The organism is Acinetobacter bohemicus ANC 3994 (genome assembly GCF_000367925.1).
Lineage (GTDB): Bacteria > Pseudomonadota > Gammaproteobacteria > Pseudomonadales > Moraxellaceae > Acinetobacter > Acinetobacter bohemicus.
The window spans coordinates 298930-318297 of sequence record NZ_KB849168.1; the positions used below are offsets into that span (position 1 = coordinate 298930).

The following is a 19368-nucleotide window of genomic DNA, read 5'->3' on the forward strand; positions in this document are numbered from 1 at the left end:
AAATAAGGATAAATTCATGGCTGTCAAAAAAGCACAGATGATGCCAACCTTCAGTTATGAAGGAGTTGATCGTAAAGGGGCTAAACTTAAGGGCGAATTACCGGCACGTAACATGGCACTGGCGAAAGTGACTTTACGTAAGCAAGGAATTACCATTAAGACCATTCGAGAAAAACGAAAAAATATTCTCGAAGGTTTAATGAAAAAAAAGGTCTCCACACTCGACATCACCATCTTTACTCGTCAGCTCGCAACAATGATGAAAGCCGGTGTACCTTTAGTGCAAAGTTTTGAAATTGTCGCTGAAGGTCTTGAAAACCCCTCTATGCGTGAAGTAGTCTTAGGCATTAAAGGGGAAGTTGAAGGCGGGAATACCTTTGCTGGTGCCTTACGCAAATATCCGCAATATTTTGATAATTTATTTTGTTCCTTGGTTGAATCGGGTGAGCAGTCTGGTGCTTTAGAGACCATGCTTGACCGTGTCGCGATTTACAAAGAAAAAAGCGAATTACTGAAACAAAAAATTAAAAAAGCCATGAAATATCCCGCAGCAGTTATTGTGGTTGCACTTGTGGTGACCATTATTCTCATGGTCAAAGTTGTTCCAGTATTCCAAAATGTATTCAGTTCATTCGGCGCAGATCTTCCAGCCTTTACTAAAATGGTGGTCAATATGTCGGAATGGATGCAAAAATACTGGTTTATTTTAATTATTGTGATTGGTGTCATTATTGCATGCTTCCTTGAAGCCAAAAAACGCAGTAAAAAATTCCGTGATTTTCTCGATAAAGCAGCACTGAAAGCGCCTATTTTTGGTGACCTAGTCTATAAGGCAATTATTGCCCGTTATAGTCGTACCTTGGCCACCACTTTTGCTGCCGGTGTTCCACTGATTGATGCCTTAGAATCGACTGCTGGCGCGACCAATAATTGCGTTTATGAAGAAGCGGTGCTTAAAATCCGTGATGATGTTGCAACAGGCCAACAACTTCAATTTGCCATGCGCGTCACCAATAAATTTCCATCCATGGCAGTACAAATGGTGGCGATTGGTGAAGAGTCAGGTGCACTCGACTCAATGCTCGACAAAGTTGCCACCCATTTTGAAAATGAAGTGGACAATGCTGTTGACGGTTTAACCTCGATGATGGAACCGCTGATTATGGCCGTACTGGGTGTACTGGTCGGTGGTCTGGTTATCGCCATGTATCTCCCAATCTTCCAAATGGGTTCTGTGGTTTAATGCAAGAATTGATCGCTTATTTTATAGACAACCCAACCGCACTGTATATTGCCGTTGGGCTTTTTAGCTTATGTATTGGTAGTTTTCTCAATGTCGTTATCTATCGCACGCCAAAAATGATGGAACAAGAATGGCGACAAGATTGCCAAATGTTTCTTCATCCTGAGCAAGCGATTATTGATGAATCCAAACTAACCCTAAGTAAACCTGCTTCAACTTGTCCTAAATGCCGCACTGAAATTCGTTGGTATCAAAATATTCCCGTCATCAGTTGGTTAGTGTTACGTGGCAAATGTGGTTCTTGCCAAAATCCAATCAGCATACGCTACCCATTGATTGAGCTGCTGACTGCACTCGCTTCATTGGTGATTGTCAGTGTATTTGGTCCAACCCTACAAATGCTCTTCGGGTTACTGTTGACGTGGATGCTGATCGCACTGACCTTTATCGATTTTGATACCCAGCTCCTGCCTGACCGTTACACCTTAACCTTAGCAGCACTGGGTTTAGGCATTAATAGCTATGCCATTTATATCTCACCCACTTCTGCGATTTGGGGCTATATTATTGGTTTTTTATGCCTTTGGATTGTGTATTACCTGTTTAAAATCATTACCGGTAAAGAAGGCATGGGCTATGGCGATTTCAAGCTGCTGGCTGCTTTAGGCGCTTGGATGGGACCTTTAATGCTCCCATTGATTGTGCTGCTTTCATCCTTAGTTGGTGCAATTATTGGTATTGTTTTGCTTAAAATACGTAAAGAAAATCAACCTTTTGCCTTCGGCCCTTATATTGCCATTGCGGGTTGGATTGCATTTATTTGGGGTGAACCAATTATGAAAGCATATTTAGGACAATAATTTTAGGCAAATCTATGACATTTATCTTGGGTTTAACAGGCGGCATTGGCAGTGGAAAATCTGCTGCAAGTACATGGTTTGAAACCCAAGGTATCACTGTTGTTGATGCAGATATCGTGGCGCGTGAAGTGGTTGAAAAAGGCCAACCCGCTTTGCAAAAAATTCATGTCGCTTTTGGTGATTGGGTTTTACTTGAAAATGGTGAACTGAATCGCCGAGCTTTACGCGAGCATATTTTTAAAGACCCAAATGCACGTCAAACACTAGAGCACATTACTCACCCTGCAATTCGCCAGTCGATTATTCATCAGCTGCAAAGCGCGACAACGCCCTATGTCATTTTGGTTTCACCCCTGCTGTTTGAAACCAATCAACATGAATTAACTGATCATACCTTATTGATTGATGCGACCGAGGAATTACAAATTCAACGTGCCAGCCAACGTGATGGTCAATCCATTGAGCAAATTCATCAGATTATTCAGGCACAAATGCCACGCCAACAAAAACAACAGTTGGCCGATGATATTGTGCTCAATGATGGTCATCTTGAGCACCTATACCGTCATTTAAAAACACTGCATCAACGCTATTTAAAACGCTAAAACAAAAACAGTCGATTAAGACTGTTTTTTTTGTTGATCCAGTTGCTGCTGCAAACTGTCTTTATGCATGACCCAACGCCACGGCTGTAAAGCACCGATTGCCATACCAATCAAACCGCACATAATGGCTCGACTTAAAGGCTCACCCAAAAGGGGTACAGCGAGAATGGCTGCAATAAATGGTGCCAGTGTCACAATACTTCCCGTCTTAAATGCACCGAGTCGTTTAATGGCCTCTACATAGGTTATTGTTGCAACAATCACCACAAACACACCATGAAAAATTGTTTGCATCAACAAATGGATAGGCTCAGGCCCAGTCAAATTTTTCGGAAGAAAAATCAAATAAATCGGGATATAAATAACCGCAGACCAAATCGCAACGCCGGCCATGGAATGCCATGCGGACAGTTTCCATTGCCGCAATAAGACGGTGAAAACACCCCACCAAATTGCACTGAAGAAAAACAACATATCGCCAAAACCAAAGGCCACACCTGTTTCTCGGTACATTAAAAAGCTCATCGCACTAATGGCGCTTAGCATAATGACTAAACTGAGCCATGTATGCTTATCGAAGGGTTCTTTAAACAGCAGAAATGCAGCCACTGCGGTACACAACGGAAGACAACCATTTAAAAAAATGGCTGCATGTGCTGCGGGTACATAATGAAAAGCACTATAAGATGTCAGGCAATAACCCACACCACCAATCATTGCCAAAAGAAAAGGCTGTTTTTTCCATAGAAAAGCGGTGTCTTTTTTATAGATCAGAATTGGCATTAAAATACAAAATGCCAAAGCAAAACGTAATGCGGTAATATCCCACGCACTAATTCCCCACTGTGCACTTAAGCGAGAGCTAATGGTAAACCCTCCCCAAATACACATGGTAATTACAACGAAGACATAACCTTGAGACCGAGGAGACATTACCAACAACTTTTAAATTTTAAATCAAAAAGGATTACACATTACGTTGACGGCACGCTTCATACAAAGCCATACCTGTTGCGACACTGACATTCAAACTCTGTAAATTACCCGCCATTGGGATATAAACCGTTTGGTCACATTGTGACTGTGTAATTGGACGTAAGCCTGTATCTTCAGCACCCATCACCACACAAATACCTGTTCCAGTAAAATCAAATTCATTTACCGGTAAAGCTTTTTCATCCAGCATCGTACCCACCACACGAACATTAAATTCTTCTTTAATGTTGCCTAAAGTACGCGCCAAATTCGTCACTTGAATAAACTTCACTTTTTCTGCACCACCAGCAGCAATTTTACGTGCTGTTGGGGTTAAGCTTGCCGAACGATCACGCGCCACAATCACCGCTTCGACACCCATAGCTGCTGCTGTACGAATACATGCACCTAAGTTATGTGGATCTGTCACTTGATCTAAAGCAAGCAATAAGGCTTGAGGATTCTGCTTCAGCAATTCATCCAGATCTTGTTCATTCAGTGTTGGATGCGGACGAACTGCGGCAACCACCCCCTGATGAAAAGGCTGACCCGCCAATTTTTCCAATTTTTCACGACTGGCTTGTTGTACGCTGATCCCAAAAGGATCTGCCAAAGCCAAAACGTTTTTCAAACGTTGATCGTCACGACCTTTGAGTGTAAATAATGTCAGTACACGCTCTGGCTCAAGCTCAAGTAATGACTCCACTGAGTGAACGCCATAAAAATATTCGGTTTTTGCCATGAACGGCCTCTAAAATAGATATATACAATGCAAAAAAGAAAAATCCTGCAAAGCTGGCTTTACAGGATTGATGCTTAAATCTAGTTTAACTGATTCAGGCTAAAATTTCTTTGCCTTAATACGACTTGTACTTAGCCTTCTAAATGGCAGACATAATCGAGCACTTCGTCTGTCTCAATTTTAAAACGGCTATTGCCTGGGACATAAAAAGACTGTCCAGCACGAAATAATTCACTTTCAGTGCGATCTGCGATGTGTACACGACATTCACCTGAAATAATTTCCATACGTTCAGGGACATGCGTTTCAAAAGTCAGTGCTTGTTCCGTTGGTAAAATGACCCCTAAAGTCTTTTTTGTACCATCTTCAAATTGAACCGTATGACTAATACATAGCCCACCGAAATAAACATTCGATTTTTTGATAACAGACACGTGATCAAACTGATTTGACATGCGTATTCTCCAGATAATGCGCATTTATAATTTTTGATGGATGTAGTTTAAAGCTGAGCATTAAACTAATCAATCGATGTTCATAAAGCTAAATTAATATTTTCCAAATAGATACTTTTCTATATCCATATTTAGAAGCTTTTCCATTTGTTAGCGAGAGTCTAAAACAAGCGCAGCAGAAGCACAAATAAGTTTTTATACTTCCTCGACTAAAGGTCAATGAGCCTTCCCCAAGCGAGAATATTGAACCCCAATCATGGCTACAAACCTTTGCTACAGAGCGACATTACAATATCATTGCTCTTGCTCTGACAGCGTCTCTAAAATATGGATTGATCAATAAATTGATGTATTTTCACTCTATTTGATCACATAAAAAACCATCAAATAGGCTCTAAAATGCAATTCAATTTACCTCTGTGGCTTTTATAGCGTATCTTCAAACAAAGGTAGTTTCATTTTTATCATCAATATCAGGTAAAATAATGATGTTTTACGTCATCTTAAAATAAAAGTTGTCTTGTGACCCAAACAAAATTTCACTATCTTAAATTAAAACTTTTCGCAGCTCGGATGCGTTTATGCTGACACATTTAACTCTGATCAATTTTGCTTTAGCCGATCATTTAGCCATTGATATTGAACAAGGTTTCAATGTCCTGACGGGTGAAACAGGTGCGGGTAAATCTTTATTATTAGATGCCCTCTCGGCATGTTTAGGCGAACGTACGGATACCAATTACGTCCGTTTTGGTCATGATAAAGCCGATGTCACCGCCATTTTTAGTTATCAAGCGCACAGTGCAGAAGCCGAATGGTTAAAAAACCATGAGCTGGATGATGAATCGGGTGAAATTCATTTAAGACGAGTGATTTTTGCTACAGGTCGTAGCAAAGCGTGGATTAATGGTCGCCCAAGTAGTCTGTCTGAACTCAAAGAAATTGGACGTTTACTGGTGCAACTGTATAGTCAGCACAGCCAGCAACAATTGCTCGAACCACCCTATCCGAAACATTGGCTTGATCATTACAGCAACTTTTACCAACCTGCACAGGCTGTCCGAGAGGCCTATAGCACATGGCAAAAAGACATTCGTCAGCATCAAGCGGCCTTAGATGCACAGGCGACACGACAACAACGCATCGAAACTTTAGCCTTGCAGCTTGAAGAACTCGAAGAAATTACCCCAATTGACTATAAAGAGATTGAACAAGAGTTCGACCGTTTAAGCCATCATGAACATATCATGCAAGATTGTAGCTATAGTTTAGATGCTTTGGATGAAGCTGAGCAAAACATCACTCAAGATATCTCGACCATTATTCGCCGCCTTGAATCGCATGCGGGTCGTAGCGAACAACTGTCCGAAATTTATAACTCGTTACTCAATGCACAAAGTGAAATTGAAGATGCCACGGCGAATTTGCGTCAATTTATTGATCGTCAAAGCTTCAATCCGGAGCGGGTCGAAGAGCTAAACACACAGCTCGAAATCTTTCATCGTTTAGCGCGTAAATATCGAACCCAGCCTGAACAGTTGAAACAGGATTATCAGACTTGGCAGACGGAACTTGAACAACTGCATCAGTTGGAAGATCCTGAAACTTTAGCCGAACAGGTTGCCTTATCTCAGCAAGACTTTTTAGCCAAAGCACAACACTTAGATGAGATTCGCCGTGCAGCAGCACTCCCTTTGGCGAAAAAACTGACCGAACAAGTCAAACAATTGGCCTTGCCTGAAGCCTATTTTGAATTCAAATTTGAACCCTTAGAACAAGCAACAGCCGAAGGATTTAGCTTTATTCAACTGCTGTTCACCGCAAATAAAGGCATTCCCGCGCAACCGTTGGCACGTGTCGCATCAGGTGGTGAATTGTCTCGTATTGCATTGGTCATGCAGGTGATGAATGCGGAAAAAACAGAATCTGAAGTTTTAGTTTTTGACGAAATTGATGTCGGGATCAGTGGCGGAACGGCGGAAATGGTCGGGCGTTTATTGGCAGATTTAGCTCAGCATGTGCAAATTTTATGTATTACACATCAAGCACAAGTTGCGGCCCAATCTGATCAGCATTTATTGGTTAAAAAACGTCAAACCGATCCTGCAAGCAGTACCATTATCAATCTTACTGAAGAACAACGGATTGATGAACTCGCTCGTATGACGGGCGGCGTCGAAATTAATGACACCACGCTGCAACATGCCAAGCAATTGCGTCAGCTTAAGTTTCAACAGGTGTAATTTTGTCGATTAAATCACAAAAAATGATTGGCGAAACTCAATTAGTTTAGTAAGTTAAACAGAAGAACATTATTATTAATTTAATCAGCTTTTTAATTTTAAGGGGGAATGGCTTAGATGACTAAACAATATCTGACACATCGCTGTCTCATTGCGCCTCCTGATTTAGCCGATGATTTTTTTGCCAATACCGTTATTTATTTGGCACGACATGATGAAGAAGGCGCTCAAGGCATCATTATTAACCGCCCGTCTGGTCTTTCAATCAAAGAACTCTTGAATGACCTTGAAATCGAAGCGGATCATGTTCATCCTCATGATGTATTACAAGGGGGGCCTTTACGCCCTGAAGCTGGATTTGTGCTACATACCGGTCAACCGACTTGGCATTCATCAATTGCTGTGGGTGAAAATGTGTGTATTACCACGTCTAAAGATATTTTAGATGCTATTGCACATAATGAAGGCGTTGGACGTTACCAAATTGCCTTAGGTTATGCCAGTTGGGGTAAAAATCAGCTGGAACAAGAAATGGCACGTGGTGCTTGGCTGATTTGTGATTCCGATATGGATTTAATTTTTAATTTACCTTATGGTGACCGTTTGGATGCTGCCTATAAAAAAATGGGCGTAGACCGAACTTGGCTTTCATCAGAGATTGGACATGCCTGATTTATCACAACCCTACATGATTATGGCCTTTGATTTTGGTACACAAAAAATGGGCATGGCAGTGGGTCAATCCATGATTGAGAGTGCCAATCCACTTGCGCTGTTTCCCATGAAAGATGGCATTCCGAACTGGGATGAATTATTGAAAATTGTGAAACAGTATCAACCGACTTTATTTTTAGTGGGTTTACCGTTAAATATGGATGATACCGAGTCCGAACTTTCTGCGCGCTCGCGCAAGTTTGCGCGTCGTTTGCGCCATCAAACCAATATTGAAACCTTGATGGTGGATGAGCGTTTAACCACACGTGAAGCCCGTGATGAATTGGATCATTATCAAGCGCAAGGTCGGGGTAAAAAGTTAGCTGCGGATAGTATTGCCGCTGCACTTTTTATTGAAAGTTGGTATCGAACCCCTCAAGGGCTTACACCCTGATTTGCTCAAGCATTAAAACCATTGCAAACAATATTGTGTCAAAAAGCCATTCAAACCGAATGGCTTTTTAAATTGAAAGTAATAAAGAATAAGTTGGTTATTTGGCTGGTTTTTCAATATGAATAGTTGCCGTGCGCCCTGCCACAAAAGCCAATTCATTGTTCGGCATTTCATCTAATACAATTTTTACTGGTACACGTTGCGCTAAACGCACCCAACTAAAAGTCGGATTTACATTGGCTAAAAGCCCCGATGACGATGTGCGTTCACGGTCTTCAATTCCTAAAGCAATCCCTTGTACATGGCCTTTTAATTTTTCAGCATCGCCCATCATCTGAATAGTGGCAGGTGCTCCGACATAAATTTTATCAAGTTTGGTTTCTTCAAAATAACCCACGATGTACAACTGTTTACGGTCTAATAATGCCGCTACCGCTTGCCCAACTTTGACATAATTGCCAACCCGAAGTTCAAAATTGGATAATGTGCCATCTGCTGGGGCAATCACTTCAGAACGATGCAAATTTAACTGTGCCATATGCAATTGGCTGCTTGCAACATCAATCAAGGCTTGTTGTTGCTTGATATTGGCTTGCGCCTGCGCTGTTGCCGCTTGCATTTGTTCATGTTCAGCATGCGATTGATCTCGTGCTGCAAACATTTGATCTTGTTCTTGTTTAGAGATTGCACCCTCCATTAAATTGGCATAACGATTGGCATTTTTTTCAGCCAGCATAGTACTCGCTTGAGATGCAACCACATTAGCTTTGGCCTGTACTAAGCTGGCCTCAGCTGCGGCTAAGCTTGCTTTGGCTTTGCTCAAATCAGATTTCGCTTGTTCCACATCCAATGCTTGACGTGCGACATCTATTTTAAACAGCACCTGTCCTTTTTTAACGCTTTGGTTATCTTGTACTAAAACATCTGTCACCAAGCCCGAAACATCGGAAGACACCTGAATCACATCACCACGCACACGACCATCACGTGTCCACGGTTCAGAATTGTAATAATTCCAGATATGGATCACGGCAAAAATTGCCATGAGCGCCATGACCAGCAAAACAATCGGTCGGATTATTTTACGTAAATCAAAAGATCTCATATCCGCTTTACCTCATTCATTTCAATTTGCACAATTTTGATCTTCAGCTTAGATGCCAGATAAAATAAATAACCAATGCACCAGAAAAAGCAGCAGCACATAAAGGCATAAATTAAAAATGCCCGGCCATGCAATCCAGCCCTGATCAACCAGTCGATCTGTTGCCAGCATCACGATTTGCAGCAGCAGATAAGCAAGAATGCTTTGAATTAACAGGATCGGGACGTAAACCCCATAAAGATTAAGTTCGCCCATCCTTATATGCCTACCCATTGTTCGTGTTCAGCCATTTTTAAGCCCGTTTGATGGCATAAACTGCTGCGAATATTGTTCAGTGAAATATTCAAACGCTGCGCAATCTGCCGATTTTCCACGTCATCCGTTGCAGAGTGAACCACAGCAAGACGCTGCAACAAATTTTGTAAAATATCGGCAGATGCACGCTGCATTTCTTTGGCTTGAAAATAGTCATCTAATGACTGTTGTAAATCTTGAATATAAAAAATGATCGCGTCTTGTTGTGGCAATTGGTTGATTAGCTCTTGTAATCGAGTTAAATCAATCACTGCACTGGTTTCAATGAGTGCCAAATTGATGTCATTTTTAAGCTGTTCAGACTGTACTGCTTTACTATTCAATACCCCAATCCGATCCAGCATACTACGCAAATGCTTTTTAAAATCGGCCCCATAAGGCAGATATAAGGCAGTTCTGACGGCTTTATAATGTAAAGCCAGAATACGTTGCACAGCCATATCTGGAGACATAGCTCGAACCATATGAATGATATACACAGAAATAATCAGACCAATCACAGCACCAATCGAGGCATCAAAAAATGCAATTTGATCCAACACATAACGGTTCTGTAAATTCAGCCCCATGATTGAACTCATCAATAAAGGTAAGCCCAGTCCTGCTAAGGGCGGATGTGGAAACAACATCAGGCAAAATATGCTAAAGGGTGCCAGTACCAAGGCCAACTCCCAAAAAGCTGTCACATGCGGAAAAACACCATAAGCGTAAATAAACACCACCACAGCAGAGTAAATATTGGCTCGGATAAATAGTTTTAAGGCAGGTACAGGGTTATCCATTGCCGTTAAAATACACGCACTGATCGCGGCCATTTCCGCCAACATAAATCCGGCTTTCCAACCACTTAATATCCAAAATGCAGTCGCAATTAGAATGATTAAAAATGCGGAAATTCCACCTCGCACGGCCACGCCATGATCACGGTGCAAACTCGGATAGGTGGTGGTTAAAGGCGTCATACTTTCTGGCAAGGCATCATCCCCTTGCTGAATGCGTTGCCAAATCAATTTCACCGCACGCACATTTTGAATAAAGTGCCGAATATCCATCTTCAAACCATTTAAAATGAGCTGCTGTTCAGGAGGTGCGGATGCCACTAAAGCAGAAAAATCGGATTCAAACTGGCTGGGTAAAAAATTTAATTCTTGTGCTTTTATTTCATGATGATCATGCAAAAATTCTGCAATATGCGCATGTACCGCTTTTAGATTTTCACGGTATGTGATCTCAATTTGATCTAACTGCTTCATTCGTTCGGACATGGCAACCAAATTTGCCACCAGCAGGGTCAATTGATGCAACATTTCCTGAAGGGGTTTGGTCATGCCCTGAAGTTTAGATTTCTCATAAGACAAATGTACGGCCAGCACATGGATATCTGAAGCATCTCGGGTAATATTGCCCAACAATTGGTTGTAATTATCCAGCTGTTTCTGATCCAGTAAAATCTGATCAAATAATGCCTTAATATCCTGAATGGTTTTTGCAACACGGCTTTGCACCGCAGGTCCGATATGCATTGGAAAAATGGTGGTGGTGACAATTGCACTGCACACCACCCCCACAGTAATTTCCAAAAAGCGTCCAAGCGCCATATCAAAAATAGACACCGTGTCGGCATAGTAAACCACGTTGTAGCAAATAATGACCGTGGTATAACCCGCCAACATTGAAACATAGCTGCGCGGTGTTCTGTCTAGCATGGAAATATACAGACAAAAACCGACCCAACTGGCCAAGAACAAGGTAAATAACATCGGGGTATTGATTAAAAATGGCGTCACGGCAATCGACACGATTGCACCTAATAAGGTCCCCAACAGCCGATAAATACTTTTAGATGACGTCATGCCAGAATATGGGTTAGCGATCACAAATACTGTACCAATCGCCCAAATCGGATAAGCCAAATTTAAAGAAAATGCGATATAAAGCGCCAAAATGCCTGCCACAAAAGTTTTAGTCGCAAAAATCCAATCCAATTTACTGGGTCGAAAAGCGAGTAAAGGTTTGGTTAGCAGCATAGGCTTATCTCACATTCAGATTGAACAGTTCCCCCACTCATTTTTAGATGACGACTAAAAAACACGATATATCCTGCGGATAAATCGTGCAAAAAATACATGCAGCTAAGCATGTCATCAGAAATAATCGTCATTCAAAATGAATAGAGAAACTTTTACAGCGCGTTATTTAGACGAAATAAACGAGGAAAAACCACCAACCAGAATCAGGCTAAAAATTCAGCATTGGATATTTATTCTGATTATTTTTTCAAAAAAACCAAAATAAGTCAAATAAAATATCTTATTACGATAATACAATTAAAATAACATCAAACTATTCAACTTCTCAGCCTTAAATTTCTCATATTGCATAAAAAACAAATTAAATGCTGACAAATACAGTATCGACATAACAAAAGCGCTCTTTTGCTTACTTTTTTGTTATAAAGTAATGCTCATTGTTATTTTCTTTTTTATGCTTTGACCAAGCAGGTACTTATGGCACTTTCTAGTTTTGGTAAGATTCTCACCGTTTTGGATCTCTTTTCTGTGCCTCGCCCTATCATTAATGTCGATATCATTAGTGAAGAATTAGGACTGTCTAAACCCACCAGCTACCGCTATTTAAAAGAACTGGTTTCAGCAGAATTACTGCAACGATTAAGTGGCACATCAGGCGACTATACACTGGGTTCTAAAATTGCAGTGTTGGATTACATCTCTCGAACCACCGATCCTTTGGTACAAATTAGCATCCCTTTTATGCAGCAAATTGTGGAACGTACTGAACTGTGTTGCCTGCTCACGCATTTAAACCATGATTCATGTATCGACCTTCATCATGAATTGTTTAAAGATGTCACTTTGCTGTCTTATGGTCGAGGTTGCCCGCGTCCTGTATTTGTCGGTTCATCGCCGAAAGTGATTATTTCCCACTTACCGAAACAAGGGATTTTGGACTATTACCAGCGCTTCTCGGTTGAACTTGCTGAAGTTAACTTTGCTGAGAGTGAAGCTGAATTTTTACTCAAAATGAAGCAAATTAAAAAACAGGGTTTTTATTTCTCGAATGGTGAATTAGATCCGAATATTGCCGGCTTATCTATTCCGATTAAGTTCTCAAGCAAAGAACCGCCATTAGCATTAACCCTATTGGCATCAAAAAATCGCTTTGAATTTGTAAACTTACAAAAATTAATTGAAATTTTGAAAGAAAATGCCGCATTGATTGAGAAAAAATTTACTGAATTGTCTAAAAATGAAGATTTTTAAGCCACTCAAAAATAGTTAAATCAGTATCAAATGATGCAAGAATAAGCCTCATGCTTATTGTATTACGGATCATTTTCTCATAATATGATTATCATTCTTGATGTCACCAACTGGATTCCATGACCATTTGAGTGACATCCTCAGAGGAAAAGCTTGTGCCTATGCATGAGCTTTTTTTTGCCTTTATTTTTAATCTTTTGTTACGTCTTAAATAAAATTAACACTTGCCGAACTCCAATTTGAAGCCTGTTCTGTATTCAATAGCAAAAAGGATCGCGCAGCATCGATCCCGCGCGGAAATTTATCGCACTAGAATGCGCAGATTCAATATTCATTTTTTTAGAGGCCTCAGTCTTCATCTCTCTAGATGTTTTTGGTGATCCAAGGCATAAAAAAAGCCTCAATTTATTTTGAGGCTTTTAAGCAAACCATATATTCTAATTAACGCTCTTGGACTTTCTCTTCAATCTCTTCAACACTGGTATGGCGCACATCTAAACCTTTCACCATATAAATCACTTGTTCAGAAATATTCCGTGCATGATCGCCAATCCGTTCTAAAGAACGTAGCACCCATAACACATTAATCACGCGTGAAATATGACGTGGATCTTCAATCATATAGGTCATTAATGTGCGTGTTGCCGATTGATATTCACGGTCAATATCTGCATCTGCAAGAAGTACACGTAAAGCTTGATCGACATCTAAACGGGCAAAGGCATCTAAGGCATCATGGATCATAACGCGCACTTGATTACCAATATGACGGGTTTCCATATAGCCACGCGGTGAACTGCCCTCTTCACATAAATTTTGTGCAATACGGGCAATTTTTGCCGCTTCATCGCCAATCCGTTCTAAGTCGGTATTGGCTTTCGACATGGCAATGACCATACGTAAATCAATCGCTGCCGGATGACGACGTGCCAAAATCAGGGTTAAGGCTTCATCAATTTCCGTCTCTAAGCGATTAACGATATTGTCTTGAAATTGTACATCAATCGCTAAACTTGCATCGGTATCTAATAAAGCATGAATCCCATTGGCAACTTGCTGTTCAACTAAGCCTCCCATGGTCATAAACTTGGTATTTACATCCTGCAAATCTTCATTAAATTGCGATGAAATATGGTGATTCAACACCGGATTATTTGGCAAGGGGCGCACTCCACAACAGCACTTTTAGGATTAAAAATTTTGTTTAATATTAAATCATATCTAATATGAAACTTTTATGACAACAGCCTTAATATTTAGCTGGCTTATTGCAACGAATGCTCGACCCACCATTTCTTCATTTGTATTTATAGCTTTTTACCATCTCCCTCTGTGATTGCACTTGATCGGCAAAATATCGATTACTCATCACAACGCGTAACCAAACTCCTGCACAATGCTACACAGAAAAAATCCTGTTCAGCGATAAAATAGCCTCCTATTTTCCAAAATCATTTTTGCATGTATCCAGATATAAAATGACTGTGCCTTTCAATAAACGTTGCTCTGTAAAGCCTTACTTTGCTTTTGTCATTTGTATACTTTTGCTCGGGTGTCAAAAACCTGAACCACAGCCTATTCCGGAACAAGTGCAGAAACAATCACAGCAAGATGAACCGGTTGATTTATCTTTATTATGTAAAAATATTGAAAATGAAATACTCAACATTAACTCGGAACGAACCACTTTCGCTTTAGAACAAATTAATCAAGATTTAAAATTATGCTTGCCGCTGTCAACCTTCGATGAACAAAAGCATTTTTTAACTCTGTCGAATCAAATGTATCAAAACTTCTTAACCGTCAATCGCACACCGCCCCAACAAGCTGCTTTTGAAGCCTATGCTTTTGACTTAGCCCAGCATCCGACGGTTCAACAAAACCATTTTGAACAACTCTCGTTACGTGATCAATATCTACTCAAACATAAAGGGCAAGCCTATATTGAGCTGTTTGATGCAGGTAAAGGAATGTTGAAGTATCGTCGTAGTCCTGAATATTTAGCCAAAATTTTTGCGCCCTACATGCCACAGGCAGAACAGATCTTTATCGAAAATTTAGCAGCTCAAAATATGATGCCGGTCTTTGTCGAAAAGACCTTAATGATTGAACCGCATGAGATTGCAACACGCGCCTTATTTTGGGAAGAATATTTAAATCAATATCCTAAAAGCAGCTATCGTAAAGATGCCGAATATCTTTTAAACATGTATAGCGTGTTTTTATTTATAGGAACCAAAAATTCACCTGTCTCTGACCACTATCTAGATCAAGATACGGTTCAAAGTAGTTCTTTAGATGAAATTGAAAAATTAGCGCAAATCAAAAATTCCGCTTTAGCCGCTCAAGCAGGTAAATTTATGCACTTTTTACAACTTTCAGAAGAGCAGCGTTTAAAGCAAATACCCGTTCAGCCGAGTGCGCAAGAACAATCATCGCAGTCTAAAAACGTACTTAGCCAAAAACAATTAGCGCAATATTTAGGCTTAAAAAATACCAATCTCTCAAAAATACGCGATTGTTTTAGTGATGCTGTTTGTCTCTAAAGCAATCTTTTACCTGAATATCTCCAATACACAATAAAAGCGATATTTAATGTGAATGTTTTTTAATGCATAGGCATGTTAATATTTGTCCATCGCTTGACGGAGCGCGAGTAATTACTCGCTGAGATCAGCAAAATTGATTCTTTCAATTTAATGCTGAGTACCGTTGAACCTGATCAGGTTAAGACCTGCGTAGGAATCAAGCCATCTAAAAACTTAAGCCCTCAATTTATCTATTTTTCAATTCAGCTTGAATTAAAACCTAAGATAAGTCTGCCACGTTTTTGGTCGTGCTTGATTCGTTGATGTCATTCATAAGGATCATTGCAATGAACCAATTAACGAATCTATCTGCAACAGATATTTCTGCTCAACATGAGCAAGACTCCAAAGATCTCACCCGTATTTTACCGGCCTCAAAAAAAGTCTATATCCAAGGTTCTCGTGCTGATATTCAAGTGCCGATGCGCGCCATTGAACTTACAGATACCCCAACTGGCTTAGGCGGTGAACACAATCCCGATATTCTGGTCTATGACACTTCAGGCGTGTATACCGACGCTAAAGTTGCCATTGACCTAAATAAAGGTTTGCCGAATGTGCGTGAAAGCTGGATTGCAGAGCGTGACGATACTGAACGTTTAAATACTTTAACTTCTGCCTTTGGACAAGAACGTTTAAAAGATATTCGCACCGCCGAAATTCGCTTTGCGCATATTCAAAAACCACGTCGTGCCAAAGCAGGCAAAAATGTCACCCAAATGCATTATGCACGTCAGGGCATCATTACCCCTGAAATGGAATATATTGCAATTCGTGAAAACCAACGTCAACTGGATGGTGTCGATGCACGCCAACATGTAGGACAAAACTTTGGCGCGAAAAACCTTACTGAAATCACGCCTGAATTTGTACGTCAGGAAATCGCTGAAGGTCGTGCAATTATTCCTGCCAATATCAATCATCCAGAAATTGAACCGATGATTATTGGGCGTAATTTCTTGGTGAAAATCAATGCCAATATTGGTAACTCCGCATTGGGTTCCAGCATTGATGAAGAAGTGGCGAAAATGACGTGGGCGACCCGTTGGGGCGCAGACACCATCATGGATTTATCCACCGGTAAAAATATCCATGAAACCCGTGAATGGATTATCCGTAACTCGCCAGTTCCGATTGGTACGGTTCCGATCTATCAAGCTTTGGAAAAAGTCGATGGTGTCGCTGAAGATCTGACGTGGGAAATTTTTAAAGACACGCTGATTGAACAAGCCGAACAAGGTGTGGATTACTTCACCATTCATGCGGGTGTACTTTTAAGATATGTGCCACTGACTGCAAACCGTTTAACCGGCATTGTGTCACGTGGTGGATCGATCATGGCACAGTGGTGCCTCGCGCATCATGAAGAAAACTTCCTCTATACCCATTTCGATGAAATCTGCGAAATTATGAAAGCCTATGACGTGTCTTTTAGTCTAGGAGATGGCTTACGTCCAGGGTGTATCCAAGATGCCAATGATGAAGCGCAATTCAGTGAGTTAAAAACGCTGGGTGAATTGACTCATCGCGCATGGGAACATGATGTGCAAGTGATGATTGAAGGTCCGGGTCATGTGCCAATGCATATGATTAAAGAAAATATGGATCTACAGCTTGAGGTCTGTAAAGAAGCACCGTTCTATACCCTTGGCCCGTTAACCACCGACATTGCTCCGGGTTATGATCACATTACCTCAGCCATTGGTGCTGCCATGATTGGTTGGTATGGCACTGCAATGCTGTGCTACGTGACCCCGAAAGAACATTTGGGCTTACCAAATAAGAAAGATGTCAAAGATGGCATTATCACCTATAAAATTGCCGCTCACGCAGCAGATTTGGCCAAAGGTCATCCGGGTTCACAAGTCCGTGATAATGCTTTATCTAAAGCACGCTTTGAGTTCCGTTGGGAAGACCAATTCAACTTAAGTCTTGATCCTGATACAGCACGCAGCATGCATGATGAAACCATGCCAAAAGAAGCACATAAATCGGCACATTTTTGTTCCATGTGTGGGCCTAAATTTTGTTCGATGAAAATCACGCAAAACGTGCGAGATTATGCGAAAAATCAAAGTAATACCGCAGCCACACCCGAAACAAATGCCGAAATTGAAGCGGGATTCAATACCATGAAAACCACCTACCAAGAACATGGTCAAAAATTGTACCACAAACTGTAATTTGACAAAAAATCTTTTATTTTGATGAGATTCTCAGTTAGGATGAATGTACGCTTTTCATCCTGACTGAGCTATATGAACATTATTCAACAAGCAACGTATAACAGCGACCAAGTCAAAATTCAGTCACGCGAGCCTCTTTTTCGTGGCTTCATTCAGGTTGAAAAAGTAAATCTCAAACATCGTTTATTCGATCAAACTGAATTTACCTCAGTGATTCAACGTGAACTGGTTCATCGTCCTGAAGCTGCGGGTGTCCTTATTTATAATGATCACCAACAGAAATTCGCCTTAATTGAACAATTCCGTGTCGGTGCAATGGATGATGTCGATTCACCGTGGCAACTCGAAATTATTGCCGGTGTGTTAGATGGTGATGAATCACCTGAAAGCTGTATACGCCGTGAAAGTTTAGAGGAATCGGGTTGTGAAATTGATCAATTACAGCATTTATTTAGCTTTTATCCCTCTGCTGGTGCTTGTTCCGAACTGTTCCATTTATATAGCGCACAAGCCGAACTTCCTCAAGAAGGGGGCATATTTGGCATGCCCGATGAAGGGGAAAATATTCAGTTACATCTGATTGACTACCATGACATTAAAAATTTGCTGACCAATGGTCGCTTAAAAAATGCACCGGTCATTATGGCATTGCAATGGTTGCAACAACATATTAAAACTACAAGGAATGTCTAAGGAGTCAGACATGACTTTATCCCCGAATCATAACGACCAGCGCGACTGGACCATCGTTCAAATTTCAGATACACATCTCATGGATCAGGATGATTTAGAATTTGTGCAGATGAACCCTGAACAAAGCTTTCATGCCGTCATGCAGCAAATTCAGCAGCAATATCCTCATATTGATGCCATCGTGCATACCGGTGATTTAGCCCAAGTGCCGGTGCAAGAAACCTATGCGCGCTATTTGACCTTTATGCAACACTTCGGCACCCCGTTTTATCAAATTCCGGGCAATCATGACAATATTGATCATTTCCCGTTTTATCAAAATCAAAATCAAGTTCATGCCATTCATTTTGGTAAATGGAGCATTGTGCTGCTCAATAGTGCTGTGCGTGACAAAGTAGATGGTTGGATTGAACAAGAGCAACTCCAACAACTGGATCAAATTTTATCCAAATTCCAACAGCAATTTGTGATTGTTGCATGTCATCATCATCCTTTCGACATGAAATCAAAATGGATCGACCAACATAAGCTAAAAAACACTGAAAACTTAACCGACCTGTTAGCCAAATATCACAATGTCAAAGCCGTTATCTGTGGTCATGTCCATCAAGACTCCTTAAATGAATGGCGTAATATTCAATTTTTTTCTACCCCTTCAACTTGCGTTCAGTTCAAACCTTTCAGTGATGATTTTGCACTTGATGAAGAAGCACCGGGTTTTCGTGTTCTACATTTACAAGCAAATGGTGAATTAAAAACTAAAATTTATCGTGCAGAAAATGTACAACAAAAAATTAATAATGAAATTTCAGGTTATTAACTTTTCATTTTGCTTTTTTTCTATTACTTTATGGCTTCAAAAGAAAACGTGATAGATAGAATCCAAGCATCAAAGACTATCAAAAAGCCGAAAAAGCCTATATGATGATGCCCCTCGAAGGAGAATCTCCTAAGGGTTGGATAAAAACA

The 19368-nt window shown here is 40.6% G+C and carries 18 protein-coding genes and 1 riboswitch; of the genes, 11 read left to right on the forward strand and 7 right to left on the reverse strand.

Annotated elements, in window-relative coordinates; genetic code table 11:
- Window positions 1–16 precede the first annotated feature (16 nt).
- From F994_RS09135 to coaE, 3 genes are read left to right on the forward strand one after another with little or no spacing between them, the layout of a single operon-like run.
- Entirely contained in the window at window positions 17–1243 is a 1227-nt protein-coding gene (locus F994_RS09135; protein WP_004650026.1) for a type II secretion system F family protein, read from the forward strand.
- Window positions 1243–2103, forward strand: a complete 861-nt coding sequence (locus F994_RS17950; protein ID WP_004650027.1) for a prepilin peptidase — start codon at window positions 1243–1245, stop codon at window positions 2101–2103. The genes F994_RS09135 and F994_RS17950 overlap by 1 nt, the downstream gene beginning before the upstream one ends.
- A gap of 14 nt (window positions 2104–2117) precedes the next feature.
- Window positions 2118–2708, forward strand: a complete 591-nt coding sequence (gene coaE, locus F994_RS09145) for a dephospho-CoA kinase (protein WP_004650029.1) — start codon at window positions 2118–2120, stop codon at window positions 2706–2708.
- 15 nt (window positions 2709–2723) lie between these two features.
- On the opposite strand, the gene F994_RS09150 is transcribed toward coaE, so the two are convergent.
- The 3 genes from F994_RS09150 to ppnP form a co-directional block, all read right to left on the reverse strand.
- Window positions 2724–3641, reverse strand: coding sequence for a DMT family transporter (locus F994_RS09150; protein WP_004650030.1), 918 nt, complete (start codon window positions 3639–3641; stop codon window positions 2724–2726).
- A 34-nt stretch (window positions 3642–3675) separates the two neighbouring features.
- The gene (gene rlmB / locus F994_RS09155; protein ID WP_004650031.1) at window positions 3676–4425 is read right to left on the reverse strand and encodes a 23S rRNA (guanosine(2251)-2'-O)-methyltransferase RlmB; all 750 of its coding nucleotides are present in this window, start codon (window positions 4423–4425) and stop codon (window positions 3676–3678) included.
- Between the two features lie 131 nt (window positions 4426–4556).
- Complete coding sequence (gene ppnP, locus F994_RS09160) at window positions 4557–4880, reverse strand: pyrimidine/purine nucleoside phosphorylase (RefSeq protein WP_004650032.1); 324 nt, start codon at window positions 4878–4880, stop codon at window positions 4557–4559.
- Between the two features lie 581 nt (window positions 4881–5461).
- Here ppnP and recN point away from each other — a divergent pair.
- The 3 genes from recN to ruvX all read left to right on the forward strand — a co-directional run bounded on the left by recN (window position 5462) and on the right by ruvX (window position 8231).
- Window positions 5462–7123: a DNA repair protein RecN gene (gene recN / locus F994_RS09165; protein ID WP_004650033.1), complete on the forward strand. Its 1662-nt coding sequence runs from the start codon at window positions 5462–5464 to the stop codon at window positions 7121–7123.
- Window positions 7124–7240: 117 nt separating this feature from the next.
- A complete protein-coding gene (locus F994_RS09170; protein ID WP_004650034.1) occupies window positions 7241–7795 on the forward strand; it encodes a YqgE/AlgH family protein in 555 nt (184 codons plus the stop codon).
- Window positions 7788–8231, forward strand: coding sequence for a Holliday junction resolvase RuvX (gene ruvX, locus F994_RS09175; protein ID WP_004650035.1), 444 nt, complete (start codon window positions 7788–7790; stop codon window positions 8229–8231). Before F994_RS09170 ends, ruvX begins: the two co-directional genes overlap by 8 nt.
- A 97-nt stretch (window positions 8232–8328) precedes the next feature.
- Here the strand turns inward: ruvX and F994_RS09180 are convergent, their stop codons facing one another.
- The 3 genes from F994_RS09180 to F994_RS09190 are packed head-to-tail and all read right to left on the reverse strand — an operon-like array spanning window position 8329 to window position 11678.
- Window positions 8329–9336 carry an HlyD family secretion protein gene (locus F994_RS09180; protein ID WP_004650036.1) on the reverse strand — a complete coding sequence of 336 codons (1008 nt, stop codon included), beginning with the start codon at window positions 9334–9336 and terminating at the stop codon, window positions 8329–8331.
- Between the two features lie 48 nt (window positions 9337–9384).
- Window positions 9385–9591 carry a DUF1656 domain-containing protein gene (locus F994_RS09185; RefSeq protein ID WP_004650037.1) on the reverse strand — a complete coding sequence of 69 codons (207 nt, stop codon included), beginning with the start codon at window positions 9589–9591 and terminating at the stop codon, window positions 9385–9387.
- Window positions 9592–9593: 2 nt separating this feature from the next.
- Window positions 9594–11678 (reverse strand): FUSC family protein, encoded by a 2085-nt coding sequence (locus tag F994_RS09190; protein WP_004650038.1) that lies wholly within the window; start codon window positions 11676–11678, stop codon window positions 9594–9596.
- Window positions 11679–12158: 480 nt separating this feature from the next.
- Here F994_RS09190 and F994_RS09195 point away from each other — a divergent pair, with 480 nt between their 5' ends.
- Window positions 12159–12932 (forward strand): IclR family transcriptional regulator, encoded by a 774-nt coding sequence (locus F994_RS09195; RefSeq protein ID WP_004650039.1) that lies wholly within the window; start codon window positions 12159–12161, stop codon window positions 12930–12932.
- A gap of 441 nt (window positions 12933–13373) precedes the next feature.
- On the opposite strand, the gene phoU is transcribed toward F994_RS09195, so the two are convergent.
- Window positions 13374–14093, reverse strand: coding sequence for a phosphate signaling complex protein PhoU (phoU, locus tag F994_RS09200; protein WP_004650040.1), 720 nt, complete (start codon window positions 14091–14093; stop codon window positions 13374–13376).
- A 317-nt stretch (window positions 14094–14410) separates the two neighbouring features.
- Here phoU and F994_RS09205 point away from each other — a divergent pair, with 317 nt between their 5' ends.
- The 4 genes from F994_RS09205 to cpdA all read left to right on the forward strand — a co-directional run bounded on the left by F994_RS09205 (window position 14411) and on the right by cpdA (window position 19219).
- Complete coding sequence (locus F994_RS09205) at window positions 14411–15478, forward strand: hypothetical protein (RefSeq protein WP_004650041.1); 1068 nt, start codon at window positions 14411–14413, stop codon at window positions 15476–15478.
- A gap of 90 nt (window positions 15479–15568) precedes the next feature.
- A riboswitch (TPP riboswitch) is annotated at window positions 15569–15694 on the forward strand.
- Window positions 15695–15807: 113 nt separating this feature from the next.
- On the forward strand, window positions 15808–17703 hold the full coding sequence (gene thiC, locus F994_RS09210) for a phosphomethylpyrimidine synthase ThiC (RefSeq protein WP_004650043.1): 1896 nt from the start codon (window positions 15808–15810) through the stop codon (window positions 17701–17703).
- 75 nt (window positions 17704–17778) lie between these two features.
- Window positions 17779–18399: an NUDIX domain-containing protein gene (locus tag F994_RS09215; protein WP_004650044.1), complete on the forward strand. Its 621-nt coding sequence runs from the start codon at window positions 17779–17781 to the stop codon at window positions 18397–18399.
- A gap of 10 nt (window positions 18400–18409) precedes the next feature.
- Window positions 18410–19219 carry a 3',5'-cyclic-AMP phosphodiesterase gene (gene cpdA / locus F994_RS09220; protein ID WP_004650045.1) on the forward strand — a complete coding sequence of 270 codons (810 nt, stop codon included), beginning with the start codon at window positions 18410–18412 and terminating at the stop codon, window positions 19217–19219.
- Window positions 19220–19368 lie beyond the last annotated feature (149 nt).